The sequence below is a fragment of the Cobetia amphilecti genome, assembly GCF_032923285.1.
Classification (GTDB): Bacteria; Pseudomonadota; Gammaproteobacteria; order Pseudomonadales; family Halomonadaceae; genus Cobetia; species Cobetia amphilecti.
In genome coordinates, this window is the sequence record NZ_CP136695.1 from 3,880,476 (window position 1) to 3,902,562 (window position 22,087).

At 60.8% G+C, this 22,087-nt stretch carries 9 protein-coding genes and 3 rRNA genes; 3 read left to right on the forward strand and 9 right to left on the reverse strand.

What is annotated here, in order from left to right; translation table 11 throughout:
• Positions 1–98 precede the first annotated feature (98 nt).
• The 5 genes from R1T44_RS16440 to purL all read right to left on the reverse strand — a co-directional run bounded on the left by R1T44_RS16440 (position 99) and on the right by purL (position 10,503).
• Positions 99–1,313, reverse strand: coding sequence for a nucleotidyl transferase family protein (locus tag R1T44_RS16440; protein WP_043336371.1), 1,215 nt, complete (start codon positions 1,311–1,313; stop codon positions 99–101).
• A 131-nt stretch (positions 1,314–1,444) separates the two neighbouring features.
• A complete protein-coding gene (locus R1T44_RS16445; protein WP_284727265.1) occupies positions 1,445–3,235 on the reverse strand; it encodes a DEAD/DEAH box helicase in 1,791 nt (596 codons plus the stop codon).
• A gap of 233 nt (positions 3,236–3,468) precedes the next feature.
• Positions 3,469–4,290, reverse strand: a complete 822-nt coding sequence (locus tag R1T44_RS16450; protein WP_131432728.1) for a crotonase/enoyl-CoA hydratase family protein — start codon at positions 4,288–4,290, stop codon at positions 3,469–3,471.
• 213 nt (positions 4,291–4,503) lie between these two features.
• Positions 4,504–6,150 carry an FMN-binding glutamate synthase family protein gene (locus R1T44_RS16455; protein ID WP_284727266.1) on the reverse strand — a complete coding sequence of 549 codons (1,647 nt, stop codon included), beginning with the start codon at positions 6,148–6,150 and terminating at the stop codon, positions 4,504–4,506.
• Between the two features lie 438 nt (positions 6,151–6,588).
• The gene (purL, locus tag R1T44_RS16460; protein WP_284727267.1) at positions 6,589–10,503 is read right to left on the reverse strand and encodes a phosphoribosylformylglycinamidine synthase; all 3,915 of its coding nucleotides are present in this window, start codon (positions 10,501–10,503) and stop codon (positions 6,589–6,591) included.
• A 172-nt stretch (positions 10,504–10,675) separates the two neighbouring features.
• Here purL and mltF point away from each other — a divergent pair, with 172 nt between their 5' ends.
• Together mltF and R1T44_RS16470 are read left to right on the forward strand one after the other, a co-directional pair.
• Positions 10,676–12,169: a membrane-bound lytic murein transglycosylase MltF gene (gene mltF, locus R1T44_RS16465; protein ID WP_082388806.1), complete on the forward strand. Its 1,494-nt coding sequence runs from the start codon at positions 10,676–10,678 to the stop codon at positions 12,167–12,169.
• 82 nt (positions 12,170–12,251) lie between these two features.
• The gene (locus R1T44_RS16470; RefSeq protein ID WP_284727268.1) at positions 12,252–14,207 is read left to right on the forward strand and encodes a GGDEF domain-containing protein; all 1,956 of its coding nucleotides are present in this window, start codon (positions 12,252–12,254) and stop codon (positions 14,205–14,207) included.
• 108 nt (positions 14,208–14,315) lie between these two features.
• On the opposite strand, the gene tadA is transcribed toward R1T44_RS16470, so the two are convergent.
• Positions 14,316–14,762 (reverse strand): tRNA adenosine(34) deaminase TadA, encoded by a 447-nt coding sequence (tadA, locus tag R1T44_RS16475; protein ID WP_213114018.1) that lies wholly within the window; start codon positions 14,760–14,762, stop codon positions 14,316–14,318.
• A gap of 207 nt (positions 14,763–14,969) precedes the next feature.
• Between tadA and R1T44_RS16480 the strand changes: the two genes are divergently transcribed.
• Complete coding sequence (locus tag R1T44_RS16480) at positions 14,970–15,815, forward strand: acyl-CoA thioesterase (RefSeq protein WP_317292302.1); 846 nt, start codon at positions 14,970–14,972, stop codon at positions 15,813–15,815.
• Positions 15,816–16,632: 817 nt separating this feature from the next.
• On the opposite strand, the gene rrf is transcribed toward R1T44_RS16480, so the two are convergent.
• The 3 genes from rrf to R1T44_RS16495 form a co-directional block, all read right to left on the reverse strand.
• Positions 16,633–16,748: ribosomal RNA gene (gene rrf / locus R1T44_RS16485) — 5S ribosomal RNA — on the reverse strand.
• 137 nt (positions 16,749–16,885) lie between these two features.
• A 23S ribosomal RNA gene (locus R1T44_RS16490) occupies positions 16,886–19,771 on the reverse strand.
• A gap of 242 nt (positions 19,772–20,013) precedes the next feature.
• Positions 20,014–21,554, reverse strand: a 16S ribosomal RNA gene (locus tag R1T44_RS16495).
• The 16S, 23S and 5S rRNA genes sit together here, the layout of an rRNA operon.
• Positions 21,555–22,087: the final 533 nt, after the last annotated feature.

The following is a 22,087-nucleotide window of genomic DNA, read 5'->3' on the forward strand; positions in this document are numbered from 1 at the left end:
TGGGTCTGGGGGACGGGCATTCTAGCGGCTCGCGCCCCATCCCCCAAGTCTTTACGCCGCCGGTGATACGCCGGGGCCGCGCTCGGCGCCGCCCGCCTCTAGCGATAGGTCAGGCCGATCACGCGCCGCAGCTCATCCAGGGTGTCACGCACGGTGTCACGGGCCCGCTCGGCGCCTTCTGTCATCATGGTGCGCACCTTGCCATGCTCCCCTTCCAGCGCCTCGGCACGCTCACGAATCGGCGTCAGCGCCGCGTCGACATGCTCGATCAGACAGCCCTTGCAGTCCAGGCAGCCGATGCTGGCATCACGGCAGCCCTCCTCCGCCCACTGGCGGTCCGAGGCGGGCGTGAAGCTTTCATGCAGCGTCCACAGCGGGCAGCGCTGCGGGTCGCCGGGGTCCTTGCGGCGCACGCGCGCAGGGTCGGTGGGCATCTCGCGCACGCAGGCCGCGATATCGTCGCGCCCACTGCGCAGGAAGATGGCGTCTTCCCGTGCGGCCTTGTGTGTCTTGAGCTCCATGCCCAGCAGCGGCTCGACCTCGCCCTGCCAGTGTTCCGGCTCGCCGAGGATGCGCCGCCCGCCACCTTCCAGATAGCCGAGCAGGCGCTCCTGCTGGTTGCGGTTGAGCTTGCTGGTCTCGGCCAGCAGGCCACGCGCGCGCTCGAAGGCCTCGAGATCGCCCTCTTCCTGATAGTCGCTCAACCATTCGCGATACAGGCGACCGCTCTTCTTGCCCAGGCGCGCGATGGCGCGCTCGGCCTGCTCCTCGAAGCCGGCATCGCGGCCATAGCGATGATTGAAGCGTCGGGCGACCTCACGGGTGAACTCGATATGCGCACGCTGCTCGGGGCCGGCGGGCACCACCTGCCCCCGCAGCGCCAGAATGTCGGCCGCCTGCATCAGGGGCGCACCGAGCATGGCCAGACTGGCGCCCTGCTGCTCACCGAGCCCGGCGACCATCTCGCGGTAGCTGGGCAGACGCTCCAGCCAGGCCTTGGGCGTGACGCTGGCCAGGATCATGTGCACGTCGGTCAGCTCCGGCACCCACGACTGGATGAACAGGGTAGCGACCTTGGGGTTGACCCCACAGGCGAGACAGTCGATCACCATCGCCCAGCTGTATTGCTCGATCTCGTGAGGCGCGTGACCGCTGACCGCCAGCGCGTTCCAGTCGGCGACCAGAAAATAGGCATCGTGATGGTATTGCAGCTCGGTCCAGCGCCGGATCACTGATTGATAGTGTCCGAGTTGCAGGTGTCCGGTGGGGCGTAAGCCGGACACCAGCCTGGCCGAGGTATCGGTGGCACTCACCTTGTGAGTTCTCCCTGAGGCGTATGAAGCCGCCAGTCTAGCAACCCGAGGCCCCGATCAGCATCCCCGCGACGTCGTGTCCCTGACAACATGCGCCACGCGACCGGATCAAGCAGCGGCCAGCGCGCCGCTCAGCCGGCGGCGATACCGGTGCGATAGCGCCCGGCGTAGTCGAACAGCTTGTCGCGGATCTGCCAGTAACGCCCGCTCTTGCGCCCGATGACGAAGTCCGGCGCCTTGAGACGCTCCTCGCCCGCCAGCACCTCGGCGATGTCCTTCGGCGCCCAGTCACTGCCCGGCGCGCGCAGATGACGCGCGAGGAAGCTCAAGCGGAAGGCGTGACGCTGGGCGGAGGTCTCGAGCGCGAACCACTCGGACAGATCGGTGCCATCCTCGTCGTAATAGGTCACCTTCAAGCGTGGCAGGCCGCGCCCGTTGCGCGCCTCCTCCAGCTGCCAGCCGCTGACGCGCAGCACCCGTGCGTCACGCAGCTTGAGCGCATCGCGCAGCTTGTCATCCGGGTCGACCAGCCGTGCCTGACAGGCGTGACAATGGCGTGCGGCGATGTCATTGGCCTCGCCACACTGCGGGCAGGCCTTGGCGCGATAACGGAAGTCGCACTGCACCAGCGGCCTGCCCTCGCCCTCCGGCGACTCGACCAGCCCCTGACACCGGCGCCCGAAGTGCTCGACCACCAGCTCACCATCCTTGCGTCCCCAGAACAGATTGGCATTGCCGCATACCGGGCACTCGACCTGGACGATCTCGGTGTCGCCGGCCGGCTTCGGCGTCGCTACCTCCGGCGCGTAGAGGTCCCAGGGATTGCCGGCGTAGTCGAGAATCAGACAGTCCGTCTTGCCGGGACTCAGGCGCAGGCCGCGCCCGACGATCTGCTGATAGAGACTGACGGATTCGGTGGGCCGCAGGATGGCGATCAGGTCGACATGCGGCGCATCGAAGCCGGTGGTGAGCACCGCGACATTGACCAGATACTTGAGCTGCTGCGCCTTGAAGGCATTGATCAGCCGCTCGCGCTCCTCGCCGGGGGTCTCGCCGGTGATCAGCGCCGCCTCGCCGTCAGGCAGGAGTGCGGTGACTTCCTCGGCATGCTCGACGGTGGAACAGAACACCATCACACCGCGCCGCTCGCGTGCCTGGGCGACGATATCCAGCACGATGCCCGGCGTCGCGCGCGAGCCCTGCACCACCTCGTTGAGCTCCGCCTCCTGGAAGCTGCCACCGATGCCGGGTGCCAGCTGCGAGAAGTCATAGCGCGCCACTGCGACATCGACGCGCCGCGGCTCACTCAGAAAGCCCTGCCGCACCATCAGGCGCAGTGGCTGCTCGAAGACGCAATCACGGAAGAAGCAGTCGTCATCCCCGCGCACCATGCCGTGATAGTGACGATGGAAGATGAAGCCCTGACCGAGACGATATGGCGTCGCCGTCAGCCCCAGCACCTTGAGGCGCGGATTGTGCTCGCGCAGATGATTGATGACCTTGCGATAGCTGGCGTCCTTCTCCAGCGAGACCCGGTGACACTCATCGATCACCAGCAGCGTGAAGGGCGCCGCCTGAGCATCAGTCGTCGGCTCAGCCGGCGTGAAGGCATCGAGGTTGCGCACCACTGACTGCACCGAGCCGAACACCACCTGACGCGAGGCCTGCTTGCGCTTGAGGCCGGCACTGAAGATGTCGGCGTCCTTGCCATAGGATTCATACTTGGCGTGGTTCTGCTCGACCAGCTCGCGCACATGCGCCAGCACCAGCACACGGCCACGCGCGATACGCGCAAGCTCCGCGATCACCAGTGACTTGCCGCTGCCGGTGGGCAGCACGATCACCGCCGCCTCATCACTGCGGCGAAAGTGCTCGACGGTACGCCGCACGGCCTCCTGCTGATACGGACGCAGCTCAAACATGCAGCGCCGTCCAGCGAGACACACGAGTGGGAGCGCAGCCGGCAGGCAGGCCCAGGGAAGTGAGGGCTGACAGGGACGTGAGGGCTGACAGTGACGTGATGGCTGACAGGAACATTGACATCAAGGGGCCGCCGAATCGCAGGAAGGGACAATGCCCCCATTATCCGCATCAGCGACTGCAGCGGCAAAGTGGGTGTGGATAACCTGAGCCCGTCAGTCTTGGCCCGTCAGGATCAGAAGCGCGGCGCGCGTCCCTCGAGCTTGGCCTTGATGCACTCGGTCTGCTCCGCGCGCCCCAGCAGCGAGGACTGCAGCTCTGCCTCAAGCGCCAGCGCCTCGGCTTCCGGCGCAGCGAGGGCCTCGTCATAGAGACGCGTGATGGCGCGGATGGCGCTGGGAGAGCGCCCGGCAATCTGGCGCGCCAGGGCCAACGCCTCCTCCTGCGGGCTGGAGATGATGCGCGTGACCAGGCCGGCGCTCTGCGCCTCGTTGGCCTCGACCTTGCGCCCGCTCCACGTCAGCTCGTGCAGCCAGTCCGGTCGTACGCCACGCGCAGTGACGCTGATGCCCATGTCCGGAATGATGCCCCAGTCGATCTCGAGCACCGCCAGGCGCGCATCAGGATCACACAGCCGGATGTCCGCCCCCAGCGCGATCTGCAGGCCGCCACCGAAGACATTGCCATGCAAGGCGGCGATGACCGGCACCCCGACATCTCGCCAGCCCAGCGCCAGCTGCTGCACGGTATTGCGCTGCGGCGCACAGCCATTGGCCCCCGCGACCAGCAACTGCGGCACGCGAGCGGCGTCGCCCATGATGGCGGCGATATCCAGCCCCGCACAGAAACTGGGCCCCTCGCCCGACAGCACGATGGCGCGCAGGCCTGATTCCCGGGCGCGGGCATGCAACTCCTGCTGTACCGCCAGCAGGGCATCGATCATCTTCCAGTCGATGCCGTTGTGCTTGTCAGGACGATTGAGGCGCACGTCGGCGACATGCTCACTGATCGAGAGGGTCACATAACGTTCAGGCGTGAGGTGGGTAGCGTCAGACATGGCGGTCTCCCTGCGACGGATAACGAGCAAGCACGCGCTCGAACGATTTCACGACAGTGCCGAGCGATGACACTCATCCAGTGATAAACCCAAAAGGCGCAGGCAACCACACTGCGTTCGTCGAGCTGCCCGCGGGCATGACTCGCTACGTCTCAGTGTGACTGCCTGCGCCCGGTTGTTGAACGGTCGTTTGGTCGCAGAGGTGACGATTGTCTACTCGCGCTTGGCGCCCGACACCTCTGACAGTGATCGCGGCTGGAAGCTCTCGGCCTGGGCCATCGCCCAGACACGGCGATAGAAGGGATAGTCATCCCCTTGCGTCAGCAGCGCGCCCTTGGTCAGGAAGGGATGCAGGTGCGAGAACAGCTTGACCTCATTCTCGGAGACACGATGCACCAGGTGGTCCGGGGTGATCTGCCAGGGCGTGTGCAGGCCCGCCGCCGACAGGATCTCGGCCAGCGCATGCAGGGTGTTGTGATGGAAGTGACGCACCTGATCGGCCTTGTCTTCCACGACCAGCGATTTCTGGCGCAGATCATCCTGGGTGGCGATGCCTGTCGGGCACTTGTTGGTGTGACAGCTCAGTGACTGGATGCAGCCCAGCGCGAACATGTAACCGCGTGCGGCATTGACCCAGTCCGCGCCCAGCGCCATCACGCAGGCGATATCGAAGGCACTGATGATCTTGCCGCTGACCCCGATGCGCACCTCATCACGCAGCCCTGCGCCCACCAGCGAGTTGTGGACGAACTGCAGCCCTTCACGCAGCGGGGTGCCGAGGTGGTCGGTGAATTCGGTCGGTGCGGCGCCGGTGCCGCCCTCACTGCCATCGACGACGATGAAATCGGGCACGATCCCGGTCTCGAGCATCGCCTTGACGATGGCCATGAACTCCCACGGCTGACCGAGGCACAGCTTGAAGCCCACCGGCTTGCCACCCGACAGCTCGCGCAGGCGCTGGATGAAGCTCAACAACTCAAGCGGTGTGGAGAATTCACCGTGGTTGGACGGCGAGATGCAATCCTTGCCCATCGGAATCCCGCGCGTCTCGGCGATCTCCTCGCTGATCTTGCTGGCTGGCAAGACGCCCCCGTGGCCGGGTTTGGCACCCTGGCTGAGCTTGATCTCGATCATCTTGACCTGCTCGCTGGCCGCCTGGCGGGCGAACTTCTCGCCATCGAAGCGCCCTTCCTCGTCGCGGCAGCCGAAGTAGCCACTGCCCAGCTCCCAGATCAGATCGCCCTCGAATTCGCGGTGATAGGGGCTGATGCTGCCTTCGCCGGTGTCATGGGCGAAGTTGCCCAGCCTGGCGCCCTTGTTCAGGGCGCGGATGGCATTGGCGCTCAAGGAGCCGAAGCTCATCGCCGAGATATTGAACAGCGAGGCATTGTAGGGATGCGAGCACTGGGAGTTGCCGACGTTGAGACGAAAGCCCTTGGGGTCCGGCACGCTCGAGGTCTGCATGGAGTGACCGATGAACTCATAGCTGTCGGAATAGACATCGAGCAAGGTGCCGAAAGGCTGGGAGGAATTGTGCTGACGGCCACGCGCATAGACCAGCTCGCGCTGCTTGTGGGAAAACGGCAGCTGATCGGTGTCCGACTCGAACAGGTACTGACGCATTTCCGGACGCAGCGCCTTGAACAAGTAGCGCATGTTGCCGATCACCGGATAGTTGCGACGCACGGCGTAATCCGGCTGCTGCATGTCGTAGATGCCGACGGCGACCAGAAAGGCCATCAGCAGCGTCAGCGGCCATATCCAGGGCGTCAGCTCCGACAGCCCCAGGCAGACCAGCAAGCCGAGGACACAGAGCCCGAAGACGGAGTAGCGAGGTAACAGCGACCATTTCAGTTTCATCAAAGCTTCCTTTGCCAGCGAACAGCAATGTCAGGGCTGTCGTTGTGGGAGGGTCAGGGGGTGCGGCCAGGGGTTGTAATCAAGAGTTGCGGCCACGGGTTGCGTCCAGTGCGGCGGCCACGGAACACGCCATGCCTGTCAGGCAGGCATCATCATCGATAGCGATGGCGATGGCGATGGCGATGGCGATGGCGATGGCGATGGCGATGGCGACATCACGATGACGCCAGCCTGCCGCATGCCGCGCCGACTGTCCTGCTCAACGGTGGAACCCGCTGTTGAGCCAGTCGCACCACGATGCTCTCGGCATGTCTATAAACAAGAAGACGCCTTCGTGGCGTGAACCACGAAGGCGTCTCCCGTTACTGCATTTCGCCACTGGCGGCGTGCGCCAGCCTCATCGACCGAGGAGGCCGAGTCGCTGGCGCGTCACGTCGCTCAGTCAACCCAGCGACGGGCATTGCGGAACATGCGCAACCAGGCGCCATCCTGCTGCCAGTCGTCCGGACGCCAGGAGTTGGTGACGGCACGCGCCACGCGCTCCGGGTGCGGCATCATGATGGTCACGCGACCATCATCGGTGGTCAGACCGGTGATGCCGGACGGCGAGCCGTTCGGGTTGGCCGGATAACGCGTGGTGGTCTGGCCGTAGTTGTCGACGTAACGCAGCGCGACCTGGCCGCTGCTCTGCATCTTGCGCAGGTGAGCGCTGTCGCGGAACTCGGCACGCCCTTCGCCATGCGCGATGGCGATCGGCAGGCGCGAGCCTTCCATGCCATCGAGGAACAGCGAGGCGCTCTTCTCGACTTCGACCATCGCGACACGCGCCTCGAACTGCTCGGACTCGTTGCGCACGAAGCGCGGCCAGGCCTCGGCACCCGGGATCAGCTCCTTGAGCTGGGAGAGCATCTGGCAACCGTTGCAGACGCCCAGCGCGAAGCTGTCGTCACGGTTGAAGAAGCGCTCGAACTGTTCACGCGCACGCGCATTGAACAGCACCGACTTGGCCCAGCCACCGCCGGCGCCCAGCACGTCACCGTAGGAGAAGCCGCCACAGGCGACCAGACCCCGCATGGTGTCCAGATCGACACGCCCTTCGAGGATGTCGCTCATGTGGACATCGACGGCCTCGAAACCGGCACGGTCGAAGCTTGCCGCCATCTCGAGCTGACCATTGACGCCCTGCTCGCGCAGGATCGCCATGCGCGGACGTGCACCGGTGTTAAGGTACGGCGCCGCGATGTCCTCGTTGACGTCGAAGGTGGCCTGGGCGGTAAGGCCCGGGTCACGCACGTCATTGATGGACTCGAATTCACTCTTGGCGCAATCGGCGTTGTCACGTGCGGCCTGCATGCGATAGCTGGTCTCGGCCCACAGACGCTCGGCGCTGGCGCGGGTGGTGGAGAGCAGGTTCTGGCCCAGCAGCGTGATGTTGATCTGCTCATCGGCACGCGGCGTGGCGATCACGCCACTGTGCTCGAGGCCCACGGCCTTGAGCTCGGCGAGGATGGACTCGGTATGCTCGCGACGCACCTGCACCACGGCACCCAGTTCTTCGGCGAACAGCGCGCCGGTGGCCTGACCCGGCTCGGCGGCGGTCCAGTCGAGGGAGATGTCGAGACCGACACGTCCCGCGAAGGACATTTCCATCAAGGTGGTCAACAGACCACCGTCGCTGCGGTCGTGATAGGCCAGCAGCTTGCCTTCGACGTTGAAGCGCTGGATGGCCTCGAAGAAGTGCTTGAGGTCTTCGGGCTTGGCGAGATCCGGCGCTTCATTGCCGACCTGACCGTAGACCTGTGCCAGCGCGGAGCCCCCGAGGCGGTGAGCGCCATGGCCGAGATCGATCAGGATCAGGTCCGTTTCCACGGCCTCGCCATTCAGCGTGCGACGCAGCTGCGGCGTGAGGGTACGCATGGCATCGGTGACCGGCGCGAAGCCCGTCATCACCAGCGACAGCGGCGCGGTGATCGACTTGTCTTCGCCGTTCTCGTCCTGCCAGGCGGTGCGCATGGACATGGAGTCCTTGCCGACCGGAATGGTCAGGTCCAGCGCCGGGCACAGTTCCATGCCGACGGCGTGGACGGCCTCGTAGAGCGCCTGATTCTCGCCGGTGTGATCGGCAGCGCTCATCCAGTTGGCGGACAGCTTGATATCAGACAGCTTGGCGATCGGCGCGGCGGCCAGATTGGTGATCACCTCGGCCACGGCCAGACGCGCGGACGCCGCCGGCGAGATCAGCGCGACCGGGGTACGCTCGCCCATCGCCATCGCTTCACCGACATGGCTGTCGAGGGAGCTGGTGGTGACGGCGCAATCGGCCACCGGCACCTGCCACGGACCGACCATCTGGTCGCGCGCGACCATGCCGGTGATCGAGCGGTCACCGATGGTGATCAGGAATTTCTTGGAGGCGACGGTGGGCAGCTGCAGCACACGGGTCATCGCTTCGCGCGGGTCGAGGTTGTCGAGACCCAGCGCCGGCAGCTCCAGCGTCTGGCGCTCGAAGCTGCGTGACATCTTGGGCGGCTTGCCGAACAGCACGTCCATCGGCAGATCGACCGGACGCGTATCGAAGTGACCATCCTTGACGATCAGCTCGTGCTCCTCGAGGGCTTCACCGACCACGGCGTACAGGCAACGCTCACGCTTGCACAGGGCTTCGAAGGTGGCCAGATTCTCCGGTGCCACCGCCAGCACGTAGCGTTCCTGGGATTCGTTGCACCAGATCTCCAGCGGGCTCATGCCGGATTCGGCGCTCGGCACGGCGCGCAGATCGAACAGGCCACCGCGACCACCATCCTTGACCAGCTCCGGCAGTGCGTTGGACAGACCGCCCGCGCCGACGTCGTGGATGAAGCAGATCGGGTTCTTGTCATCCAGCGCCCAGCAGCGATCGATGACTTCCTGCACGCGACGCTCCATCTCGGCGTTGTCACGCTGCACGGAGGCGAAATCGAGATCTTCGCTGGAGCTGCCGGAGGCCATGGAAGAGGCAGCACCGCCGCCCAGACCGATCAGCATCGCCGGGCCGCCCATCACGATCAGCTTGGCGCCGACCGGAATATCGCCCTTCTCGACGTGCTGGCTGCGGATGTTGCCGTAACCGCCGGCGAGCATGATCGGCTTGTGATAGCCACGACGCTCGATGCCGCCGGCACCGAAGGCATCCTGCTCGTAGGTACGGAAGTAGCCGTTGAGGTTGGGACGGCCGAATTCGTTGTTGAACGCAGCGCCACCGATCGGGCCTTCGAGCATGATGTCGTAGGCGGTCTTGATGCGCTCCGGCTTGCCGTAATCGTGCTCCCAGGGCTGTTCGAAGCCCGGGATACGCAGGTTGGAGACGCTGAAGCCGGTCAGACCCGCTTTCGGCTTGGAGCCGACACCGGTCGCGCCTTCATCACGAATCTCGCCACCGGCACCGGTCGCGGCGCCCGGATAAGGGGCGATGGCGGTCGGGTGGTTGTGGGTCTCGACCTTCATCAGGATGTTGATCGGTTCCTGATGGTAGCGATAGATGTGGCCTTCGCCTGTCGGGAAGTAACGCCCGGCAGTCGGACCTTCCATCACGGCGGCGTTGTCACTGTAGGCGGACAGCACGCCATCCGGATGATGCTGGTAGGTGTTCTTGATCATCTTGAACAGCGAGTGCGACTGCGCTTCGCCGTCGATGGTCCAGTCCGCATTGAAGATCTTGTGGCGGCAATGCTCGGAGTTCGCCTGAGCGAACATCATCAGTTCGATGTCGGCAGGATTGCGGCCCAGAGTCTTGAAGGACTCGACCAGATAATCGATCTCGTCATCGGCCAGCGCCAGACCCAGGCTACCGTTGGCCTTGGCCAGGGCTTCGCGGCCACCGCCGAGGATGTCGACATGGGCAAGCTTGGCAGGTGCCTGATGCTGGAACAGACGTGCCGCGTCCTGAGTACGGGTCAATACCGTCTCGGTCATGCGGTCGTGCAGTCGGGAGGACAGCGTGGCGAAGAGCTCTTCGCTCAGGGGCGCGTCCAGCTTGATGCGGTAGGCGATGCCACGCTCGAGGCGGCGGACTTGCGGCAGGCCGCAGTTGGCGGCGATATCCGTGGCCTTGGAAGACCAGGGAGACAGCGTGCCGAGGCGGGGGATGACGAGGAAGAGATGTCCTTCCGGAGCGCTCTCGTCACGACTGGGGCCGTAGTCCAGCAGGCGCTCCAGTGTTGTCCGATCGGAACTGCTCAGTTCACCATCGACCTCGGCCAGATGAAGGTACTCGGCATGAAGAGATTCCACCTCCGGCACCAGCTCGCGTAATGCAGCCAGTAGACGGGTGTGACGGAAGGCGGAAAGGGCAGGCGCGCCTCGCAGTTCGAGCATGGTCAGGGAAAGCCTCTGAAGCAGCGTGAACGGACAACCGCCAAACGGCGGCAGCAAGCGCATATCATACGTGAAAGGCGAGCCTTAACGAAGCCCGCAGGCGACATGCGTTGGATGACAGTGTGTTGAGCTGCCGGTATGGTGGAAGCCCTGCCGTGAATGATGCTGACGCATGCTCAAGACTTCGCCCTCTTCTCTCATTCCGCCCGTGCGACAGCTGCTGCGCCACGCGCGGCGTTTCCTCGTCGCGGCGCTGGCCCTCGCCTTGCTGATACTGCCCGAGCGCACCCTCATCGAGATGCCCACGCGGCTGGACGATGTCCGCGCGCGCGACTTCATTCAGGTCGCCACGCGCAATACCCCCACGACCTTCTATCGTGGCCGTCAGGGGCCCACCGGTTTCGAATACGAGCTGGCACGGGATTTCGCCGATTATCTTGGCGTGAGTCTGTCGATGGATTCCGAGCACAATATCGAGAGCCTGACCCAGAGCGTGCTCAATGATCAGGCCGATCTTGCGGCCGCGACCCTGCCGCTGGATCTCTCCGAACAGGACCTGCGCTTCTCGCGCCCCATCCTCGAATTGCAGGCGATGGTGGTCTATCGGCGCGGCATGCACCCGCCCAAGGAATTGAAGGATCTGGTCGGCAAGCGCATCGGCGTCATCAAGGGCGCCGGCACCAGCCTGGTACTGCGCGAAGTCCAGCAGGACATCCCCGAGCTCAGCTGGAAGGAAACCGGCGAGCTTGAGGTGGCGGACCTGCTGCAACGCATCGAGGAAGACAAGCTGGATGCGGCGGTCGTCTATGCCCATCAATTCAAGCTCAATCGCCTGTTCTTCCCCAATGTGGAGAACGGCTTCGACGTGGGCGATCCGCTGACGCTGGCCTGGGCCTTCCCCGCGCATGGCGACATCTCATTGCTGACCGCCGCCAATGATTTTCTCGAGACACGCCGCCAGGATGGCACCCTCGATCAACTGGTCGAGCGCTATTTCGGCCATGATGACTATCTCGAGTATGTCGGCGCACGGACCTTCATCCGCCAGGCACGCGACCGCCTGCCGCGTTATATCGACACCTTCAAGGAAGCCGCGCGCGAAACCGGCATCGACTGGAAACTGCTGGCCGCCACGGGCTATCAGGAATCGCACTGGCAGCCCAAGGCCACCTCTCCCACAGGGGTGCGCGGCCTGATGATGCTGACCAATGTGACGGCGCGCGAAATGAAGATAGCCAACCGTTTGGACCCCGTTCAGAGCATCGATGGTGGCTCACGCTATCTTGTGAGTATAAAGGGACGCTTGCCGGACGAGATCAAGGAACCGGATCGCACCTGGATGACGCTGGCAGCCTACAATGTCGGCCTGGGTCACCTGTTTGACGCCAGACGGATCGTGAAGATGAAGGGCGGCGACCCGAATCGCTGGAAGGATGTCCGCGAAGCCCTGCCCTTGCTGCAGAATCGTGAGTGGTACCAGAAAGTCCGTTATGGTTATGCACGCGGCGGAGAACCTGTCATCTATGTCCGCAATATCCGTCGTTATTATGAAATACTGAATTATGTTTACCGTAGCCAGCAGCAGTTCTATCAGCTGGATGAGCGTCCGATTACCGACGACGAAGGCGACAGCAATCCCTTCGATACAGTGCCTCCGATTCTCTGAGGATGGAGTTCGGACCGTCAGCACTCCGGTGCCTCAAGTGCACGCATCTTCACCACGCATCAAGAGCCTCTAAGGACAGGGAATGACACGCAGACTCGTCTTGATGTCGCTAAGCCTGATCGCGTTCGGCATCGCCTTGCTGGGGCTCTGGCCGTCTGCCGGCAATGAAGCCAATGCGCTGCTGCTGATGATGTTGACCCTGCAAGCCGCCGGCCAGGCTGCCTGGCATTGGCGCAATACCTCCCTCAGTCAGCTGTTCCTCGGCGCCTCATTGATCCTCAATATCCTGCTGATCTGTACCTTCCTGCTACCGGAAAGCTGGGTGGGGGTGGACCACTGGGGAGACCTGCTGATCAATCTGCCGGGCGATTGGCATATCGCCAATATCCGCCCGCCTATCCTGATCCTGTTTGCCTGTTTCGGCCTCACGACCTGCGCCCTGTTGCGCATGCGACTGGGATTCGGCTCTGCCATCCAGCTGACGCAAGTCACGCTGCTGCTGCTGTTTGCCATGATGTCCGACGCCAGTCTTTCCGTCGCCAGCATGGTGCTGGCAGGCCCGGAACGCATCACGCTGACCAGCTTCGTCAGTCTGCTGTTGATCGCTCAATGGATCGATCTACAGCCGGCATTCATGCAGATGTGGCGCCGCAATCTCATACCGCTGATCATTTCCTCCTCGATCACCCTGGTATGTCTGCTCGCCTGGCAGCAGCAGAGCCAGGACGAGAACAATCGCATCAACCAGTCGACCTACGTACTGGGCGACAAGATCGCCACGGAGCTGTCTCGCGAGATCAACGACCAGCTCAATGCGATGCGACGTTTCGCCGGTTTCTGGAGCCTGATGGGACAGACACCGTCACGCGGAGAGTGGCAACGCCTGGCACGCAGCTATTACAAGGATTTCGATTACTTCCAGAACATCGCCTTCATCGACCCGGACAGCGTGATAACGCGCGTCTTCCCGGACAAGGGCCGCAATCATGACGTGCTGGGCGTACGCCTGCTGGATGCTCAGCCGGACACTCCACTGCGCAACCCGCTGGAACTTGGCATCGAGGGCCATACCGGCATCATCGACCTGATTCAGGGCGGCAAGGGCATGGTGTCCTACCTGCCGGTGCGCGATCCACGTGATGGCACCATCCTGGGGGCGATCGCCATGGTGGTGGATCTGGCCCCTCTGCTCGACAGGGCCATGGACACGGCACGCAATGAGGCATTTGCGGTCACCCTGTCAGAGCGCGGCAACATCTATATCCATGTCGGCCCGGAAAGTCGTCTGGCGCCCTGGGGGCATCGCATCCCCATCGAGCTGCCCGCCACCGACCTGACACTGGGCCTGCAGCCGACACAGCAGTTCCTGGCGGCCACTCGTGGCCGTCTGCCGGAGGTGACGTTGCTGACGGGCATGCTGCTGGCCTACCTGCTCTTCCTCGTGATCTACATGTATCGCCGCGTCTCGCAGGAGCACGGCATCGTCAAGAATGCCAATGATGCACTTCGCGAAGAGATGGTGCGGCGAGAGCGACTGCAGAACGAGATCCAGTGGCTGGCGCGTCACGACGAGCTGACCCAGCTGCCCAATCGTCGCTATTTCCTCGAGCAGGTGCAGAGCTTCAGCGGCAAGATGCCTCTGACGGTCATGATTCTGGATATCGACTTCTTCAAGACGATCAACGACAAGTTGGGACACTTGGAGGGAGATCGCTACCTGCAGAAGATTGCCGCCGTCTCACGGGCACCCGTGGAGTCTGCCGGCGGCATACTGGCGCGCTTCGGCGGCGAAGAGTTCGTGGTGTGCATTCCGGAATGCCCACGCGCGGTAGGCCGCACTCTGGCGGAAGAGCTGCGGCGTGCCGTGCAGGCTGCAGGACTGCCACAGCCCGCCACGGATAGCGTCGTCACGGTATCCGTGGGCATGGCATGCGTGGCGCGCGCTCCGTTGCGGCTGGATGCACTGCTGCAGGCAGCGGATGAGGCGCTGTATCGCGCCAAGTCCAGTGGTCGCAATCAGGTTCAGGTCGCTGCCTGACGGTCCATGGAGACCATCATGAGAGCAACGCCAGGGGATCAGCTCGGGAGGACCTGCTCGGGCGGATCTGAGCGGAGGGATTAGCGCGGGTGGATCTGAGCGAAAGGTTCAGCGCGGAAGCTCACCGCGCCGCTCCGCGAAGAAGGACTTGAGCAAGCGCTTGGCGTGAGCGGCCAATAGTCCCCCTTCCACCTCGACGTGGTGATTATGCCAGGGCTGTGCAAACAGATTGGCACGCGATTCCACCATGCCGGTCTTCGGCTCTGCTGCCCCGTAGACAACCCGCTTCACTCGCGCGTGGATCAAGGCGCCACTGCACATCATGCAGGGCTCCAGCGTCACATACAGCGTGCAATCGTCGAGACGATAGTTGCCGAGTCGGGCCGCCGCCGCGCGCAAGGCCTGCACCTCGGCATGTGCCGTCGGGTCCGGGGTGCTGACCGGCGCATTGTAGCCAGTGCCGATGATGTCGCCCTGAGGATCCACCACCACCGCGCCGACAGGCACCTCGCCAGCCTCGAATGCCAGCCGCGCCTGATCCAGCGCGCGGTGCATATAGTAATGATCCCCACGCGGCCCACTCCGGGCCTGCGGCGCTATCGTCAACTCGTCACTCACCGTTGTTCTCCGGTATCCTGAAGCCATTGTTTCGCTCACCATGATAAATGATAACGACTTGGCGCTCGCGCTTCCTCCTGCATTGCCACCCCGCGCGGTCTGGCACTGCTCCGAGCGCCTGCCTCTCAGCACAAGGATAGATTCATGACCCAAACAGCCACTGCGCCTCTTGAGGCACTGGTCACCCTGCTGGGTCTTGAGACCCTGGAAGAGAACCTGTTCAGAGGGCACAGTCAGGACCTCGGCTTCCCTCAGCTGTTTGGCGGACAGGTACTCGGACAAGCGTTGTCCGCAGCGACACGCACGGTACCGGTCGAACGCCAGGTCCACTCTCTGCATGGCTACTTCCTGCGCCCGGGCGACGCCCACAAGCCTGTCATCTATCAGGTTGATGGCGTCCGTGATGGCGGCAGCTTCACGACCCGACGCATCAGTGCCATCCAGAATGGCAAGACCATCTTCTTCTGCAGCGCCTCCTTCCATGGCAAGGAGGCGGGATTCGAGCATCAGCTCGCCATGCCCGATATCGAATCTCCAGAGCAGTTGATCGAACAGGGGGCACGCATCGAGCGCTACGAAGGCCATCCCATCGAGTTCCTGCGCCTGAAGGCGCCTAGCTCGGCGAGTGATGATGACGCCTGCCCACCGCCACGCCAGCGGTTGTGGTTCCGACTGGCAGGCGAGCTGCCGGAAGATGATGCCCTGCATCGCTACCTGCTGACATATAGCTCCGACTTCAATCTGCTGGCGACAGGCCTCGGCGGACATGGTGTGCGGTTCGGTTCGCCCGAACTGCAAATGGCGAGCCTGGATCACTCGCTATGGTTCCACCGCGATGTACGCGTCAATGATTGGATTCTCTACGAGATGGATAGCCCGTGGGCGGGAGGCGCACGCAGCTTCGCTCGCGGCAGTCTCTACAACCGGCACGGCGAGCTGGTGGCATCCAGCGCCCAGGAAGGCCTGACACGCCTGCGCAAACGTCCCTGAACGAATCGCCCTGAGCGAATCGTCCTAAACAACGATGCCCCTCTTGAGACATTCTCAAGAAGGGCATCGTCATTTTTGGCTGCGTCTATCTACAACCTACAACCCACAACGCTGAGAATAGAGCACTGCGATTCACTATTATCGCGTCAATAGGGGAGTCACTTCAGTGCTGTCCTGACACGCGTGCAGTTTTCATCCCGGTAGCGCTGCTTGTAGTCATTGCGCTGGGACTGCCAACTTCGCATCTGGCCCGACGACCCGCCGCCGCGACGCCTATCGGTATAATATTCGATCTTGTCCTTGATGAACTGACAGCGCTCTATCTTCCTCTCTCGCTCCCCGGCAGATGCCATTTCTGACGACATCAGCCCCAACAAAAGAGCCATCATTCCTGCCAATAGAAGTCTTGATAACGAATATGAAAAGCCCCTCGACATATCGCCTCCTTGCGCCTATTCATGGATAGCTTCAATGAGTGATATTCAATGACAGCGCAGACACCAAGCAGGTGCTGCAACAGTAAAGATATCTCCCGATAAAGATATCTCTCAACAGCGTGGAATGCCTGTCGATCAAGTACACTCAATAGAGAGCCAGCACGCTTTCCCAGTGATACTGATCCATATACAAGGATGCCTCTATCACGATAATGATAGAGGCATCTTTGTATCATATAGCTCATGTAGCTATGTCTTGTGCTTTACGCATTTACCTCAGCACGGCTGTTCTTTTACGCCAACTTTCCTGAGCACCACTTTTCCTGCGCACAAAGAGAACCGCCCCTGTAGCAAGGCTACAGGGGCGGTTCGGGATAAGTGCCTGACGATGACCTACTCTCACATGGAGAAACTCCACACTACCATCGGCGCTAAGCGGTTTCACTTCCGAGTTCGGCATGGGATCGGGTGGTTCACGCTCGCTATGGTCGTCAGGCGAAACGGTGGCATCTTGCGATGCCTGAGTCTCGAGGCTTGTGGCCTCGTGACTCGCAATATGAATCATGCTGACCGATATGTCTCGATCCTGTCGCAATCCCGGCGGTTTGCCTGCGCAAACCCCTTGGGTGTTATATGGTCAAGCCTCACGGGCAATTAGTACTGGTTAGCTCAACACATTGCTGTGCTTCCACACCCAGCCTATCAACCTTGTAGTCTTCAAGGGCCCTTCAGGAGGCGCAAGGCCTCAGGGAAGTCTCATCTTGAAGGGGGCTTCCCGCTTAGATGCTTTCAGCGGTTATCCCGTCCGAACGTAGCTACCGGGCAATGCCATTGGCATGACAACCCGAACACCAGAGGTTCGTCCACTCCGGTCCTCTCGTACTAGGAGCAGCTCTTCTCAAACTTCCGACGCCCACGGCAGATAGGGACCGAACTGTCTCACGACGTTCTAAACCCAGCTCGCGTACCACTTTAAATGGCGAACAGCCATACCCTTGGGACCGACTTCAGCCCCAGGATGTGATGAGCCGACATCGAGGTGCCAAACACCGCCGTCGATGTGAACTCTTGGGCGGTATCAGCCTGTTATCCCCGGAGTACCTTTTATCCGTTGAGCGATGGCCCTTCCATACAGAACCACCGGATCACTAGAACCTACTTTCGTACCTGCTCGACGTGTCTGTCTCGCAGTCAAGCACCCTTATGCTCTTGCACTCAATGCACGATTTCCAACCGTGCTGAGGGTACCTTCGTGCTCCTCCGTTACTCTTTAGGAGGAGACCGCCCCAGTCAAACTACCCACCATACACTGTCCTCGATCCGGATAACGGACCTGAGTTAGAACGCCAATGATGTCAGGCTGGTATTTCAAGGTTGGCTCCACCGCATCTGGCGACGTGGTTTCAAAGCCTCCCAGCTATCCTACACAGACAACATCAGCATCCAGTGTAAAGCTATAGTAAAGGTTCACGGGGTCTTTCCGTCTAGCCGCGGGTACACAGCATCTTCACTGCGATTTCAATTTCACTGAGTCTCGGGTGGAGACAGCGTGGCCATCATTACGCCATTCGTGCAGGTCGGAACTTACCCGACAAGGAATTTCGCTACCTTAGGACCGTTATAGTTACGGCCGCCGTTTACCGGGGCTTCGATCAAGAGCTTCGCGTGAGCTAACCCCATCAATTAACCTTCCGGCACCGGGCAGGCGTCACACCCTATACGTCCGCTTGCGCGTTTGCAGAGTGCTGTGTTTTTAATAAACAGTTGCAGCCACCTGGTATCTTCGACCGGTAAGAGCTTACGGAGCAAGTCCTTCACTCGAACCGGTGCACCTTCTCCCGAAGTTACGGTGCCATTTTGCCTAGTTCCTTCACCCGAGTTCTCTCAAGCGCCTTGGTATTCTCTACCTGACCACCTGTGTCGGTTTGGGGTACGGTCGCATGTGATCTGAAGCTTAGAGGCTTTTCCTGGAAGCGTGGCATCGATGACTTCCTGACCGTGGTCAGTTCGTCTCGCATCTCGACCTCAGAGGAACCGGATTTGCCTGATTCCTCGGCCTACATGCTTTCACCAGGACAACCAACGCCTGGCTCACCTAGCCTTCTTCGTCCCCCCATCGCAACCACATCCGGTACGGGAATATTAACCCGTTTCCCATCGACTACGCGTTTCCGCCTCGCCTTAGGGGCCGACTCACTCTGCTCCGATTAACGTAGAACAGAAAACCTTGGTCTTCCGGCGGGGGAGTTTTTCACTCCCCTTATCGTTACTCATGTCAGCATTCGCACTCGTGATACCTCCAGCAGACTTCTCAATCCACCTTCATTGGCTTACACGACGCTCCTCTACCGCTCATCCAGAGGATGAACCCGTAGCTTCGGTACCTGATTTAGCCCCGTTATATCTTCCGCGCAGGCCGACTCGACTAGTGAGCTATTACGCTTTCTTTAAAGGATGGCTGCTTCTAAGCCAACCTCCTAGCTGTCTGAGCCTTCCCACATCGTTTCCCACTTAATCAGGATTTTGGGACCTTAGCTGACGGTCTGGGTTGTTTCCCTTTTCACAACGGACGTTAGCACCCGCTGTGTGTCTCCCACGCTGCACTCACTGGTATTCGGAGTTTGCCTCGGGTTGGTAAGTCGGGATGACCCCCTAGCCGAAACAGTGCTCTACCCCCAGCGGTGATACGTGAGGCGCTACCTAAATAGCTTTCGAGGAGAACCAGCTATCTCCGGGCTTGATTAGCCTTTCACTCCGATCCACAGCTCATCCCAGCATTTTTCAACATACTTGGGTTCGGGCCTCCAATTGATGTTACTCAATCTTCACCCTGGCCATGGATAGATCGCCCGGTTTCGGGTCTATACCCTGCGACTGGTCGCCCAGTTAAGACTCGGTTTCCCTACGCCTCCCCTATACGGTTAAGCTCGCCACAGAATATAAGTCGCTGACCCATTATACAAAAGGTACGCGGTCACACCACGAAGGTGCTCCCACTGCTTGTACGCATACGGTTTCAGGATCTATTTCACTCCCCTCGCCGGGGTTCTTTTCGCCTTTCCCTCACGGTACTGGTTCACTATCGGTCAGCCAGGAGTATTTAGCCTTGGAGGATGGTCCCCCCATGTTCAGTCAAGGTTTCTCGTGCCCCGACCTACTCGATTTCACGTGACTCAGACTTCGACTACGGGACTATCACCCTGTATCGTCAAGCTTCCCAGCTTGTTCGTCTGTCAGTTGTCACGCTTAAGGGCTGGTCCCCGTTCGCTCGCCGCTACTTGGGGAATCTCGGTTGATTTCTTTTCCTCCGGGTACTTAGATGTTTCAGTTCCCCGGGTTTGCCTCTATAGGTTATGTATTGGCCTATAGATACTCACCTGATGGTGAGTGGGTTTCCCCATTCGGAAATCGTTGGGTCGCAGGGTATTTGCCACCTCGCCAACGCTTATCGCAGGCTATCACGTCCTTCATCGCCTCTGGCTGCCAAGGCATCCACCGTATGCGCTTAATCGCTTGACCATATAACCCCAAGGGGTCTGTCAAGGATTACGAATCTGTCGGACCTCTCCGACATATCGTTTGATAGACATGCGCTTGGCGCACATATCTATCGTCAGCATGATTCACATTGTTAAAGAGCGGCTGTTCAGAGAACAGTGAGAAGCGCGCTTTGTTGAGCACGCTTGCCACTGCCGGCTAAGCCAGCAATAAGATCAGGTAATTCGTTGTGAGCACTTGCCGCGAGCAGTAGACAGTGTCGATAAGGAGGTGATCCAGCCCCAGGTTCCCCTAGGGCTACCTTGTTACGACTTCACCCCAGTCATGAACCACACCGTGGTGATCGCCCTCCCGAAGGTTAGGCTAACCACTTCTGGTGCAGTCCACTCCCATGGTGTGACGGGCGGTGTGTACAAGGCCCGGGAACGTATTCACCGTGGCATTCTGATCCACGATTACTAGCGATTCCGACTTCATGGAGTCGAGTTGCAGACTCCAATCCGGACTGAGGCAAGCTTTATGGGATTGGCTCCACTTCGCAGTATTGCAACCCTTTGTACTTGCCATTGTAGCACGTGTGTAGCCCTACCCGTAAGGGCCATGATGACTTGACGTCGTCCCCACCTTCCTCCGGTTTGTCACCGGCAGTCTCCTTAGAGTTCCCGACATTACTCGCTGGCAAATAAGGATAGGGGTTGCGCTCGTTACGGGACTTAACCCAACATTTCACAACACGAGCTGACGACAGCCATGCAGCACCTGTCTCAGAGTTCCCGAAGGCACCAATCCATCTCTGGAAAGTCCTCTGGATGTCAAGGGTAGGTAAGGTTCTTCGCGTTGCATCGAATTAAACCACATGCTCCACCGCTTGTGCGGGCCCCCGTCAATTCATTTGAGTTTTAACCTTGCGGCCGTACTCCCCAGGCGGTCAACTTATTGCGTTAGCTGCGCCACTAAGTCCTCAAGGGACCCAACGGCTAGTTGACATCGTTTACGGCGTGGACTACCAGGGTATCTAATCCTGTTTGCTACCCACGCTTTCGCACCTCAGTGTCAGTGTCAGTCCAGAAGGCCGCCTTCGCCACTGGTATTCCTCCCGATCTCTACGCATTTCACCGCTACACCGGGAATTCTACCTTCCTCTCCTGCACTCTAGCCAAGCAGTTCCAGATGCCGTTCCCAGGTTGAGCCCGGGGCTTTCACACCTGGCTGACTTAGCCACCTACGCGCGCTTTACGCCCAGTAATTCCGATTAACGCTTGCACCCTCCGTATTACCGCGGCTGCTGGCACGGAGTTAGCCGGTGCTTCTTCTGCGAGTGATGTCTTTCCTCGGGAGTATTAGTCCCAAGGCGTTCTTCCTCGCTGAAAGTGCTTTACAACCCGAAGGCCTTCTTCACACACGCGGCATGGCTGGATCAGGCTTTCGCCCATTGTCCAATATTCCCCACTGCTGCCTCCCGTAGGAGTCTGGGCCGTGTCTCAGTCCCAGTGTGGCTGATCATCCTCTCAGACCAGCTACGGATCGTCGCCTTGGTGAGCCATTACCTCACCAACAAGCTAATCCGACATGGGCTCATCCGATAGCGCAAGGTCCGAAGATCCCCTGCTTTCTCCCGTAGGACGTATGCGGTATTAGCCTGAGTTTCCCCAGGTTGTCCCCCACTATCGGGCAGATTCCCATGCATTACTCACCCGTCCGCCGCTCGACGCCTCCTAGCAAGCTAGGATCGTTTCCGCTCGACTTGCATGTGTTAAGCCTGCCGCCAGCGTTCAATCTGAGCCATGATCAAACTCTTCAGTTGAAAGCTTGATAGTCTGTTAAGCAGACCAAACTTGGTTCAGAGTCAAACTTCTCGTGAGAGGCTTGCTCCGATATTTGGTGACCTTGTCACCACTCATCGGCAAGCGCTCACACGAATTACCTGATCAAATTTTTAAAGAGCGTCGCCGTTAAGCGAGGAGGCATATTCTACCCGGAACGCTTGAGAAGTCAAGCACTTGATGATGAGTCAGTCGACTGCCTCTAAGCATCATCAAGCGGTGAGGAGCATTGCTCGATCACCTGTTCCGTAAGGAGTGCGGCGTATTCTAGCGAATCGCCCGGGATTGTCAATCGATGACTTCGAAGCGGACTTCAAAAACCTCAAGCAAAACAATCACCTGCAAACCTCTTTCACCGCTGGTAACGCCATGCGTCCCCGGCAGCGGATGCGTACTTTACGCACGAACCGCCGTGAGGGCAAGGGCTTTTTGGCAGCAATGCCCAAAAGAGTGCAAAGCGGGCCCATGCGTTTCTCTAATGCCATCAGGACGACAACTCGAAGGGCACCACATG

Bases quoted from the DNA above. Each gene is read 5' to 3' on its own strand.
- purL (WP_284727267.1), bottom strand. From the start codon at position 10,503: ATGCTCGAACTGCGAGGCGCGCCTGCCCTTTCCGCCTTCCGTCACACC.
- R1T44_RS16455 (WP_284727266.1), bottom strand. From the start codon at position 6,150: ATGAAACTGAAATGGTCGCTGTTACCTCGCTACTCCGTCTTCGGGCTC.
- R1T44_RS16445 (WP_284727265.1), bottom strand. From the start codon at position 3,235: ATGTTTGAGCTGCGTCCGTATCAGCAGGAGGCCGTGCGGCGTACCGTC.
- R1T44_RS16470 (WP_284727268.1), top strand. From the start codon at position 12,252: ATGACACGCAGACTCGTCTTGATGTCGCTAAGCCTGATCGCGTTCGGC.
- R1T44_RS16480 (WP_317292302.1), top strand. From the start codon at position 14,970: ATGACCCAAACAGCCACTGCGCCTCTTGAGGCACTGGTCACCCTGCTG.
- mltF (WP_082388806.1), top strand. From the start codon at position 10,676: ATGCTCAAGACTTCGCCCTCTTCTCTCATTCCGCCCGTGCGACAGCTG.
- R1T44_RS16450 (WP_131432728.1), bottom strand. From the start codon at position 4,290: ATGTCTGACGCTACCCACCTCACGCCTGAACGTTATGTGACCCTCTCG.
- tadA (WP_213114018.1), bottom strand. From the start codon at position 14,762: ATGCACCGCGCGCTGGATCAGGCGCGGCTGGCATTCGAGGCTGGCGAG.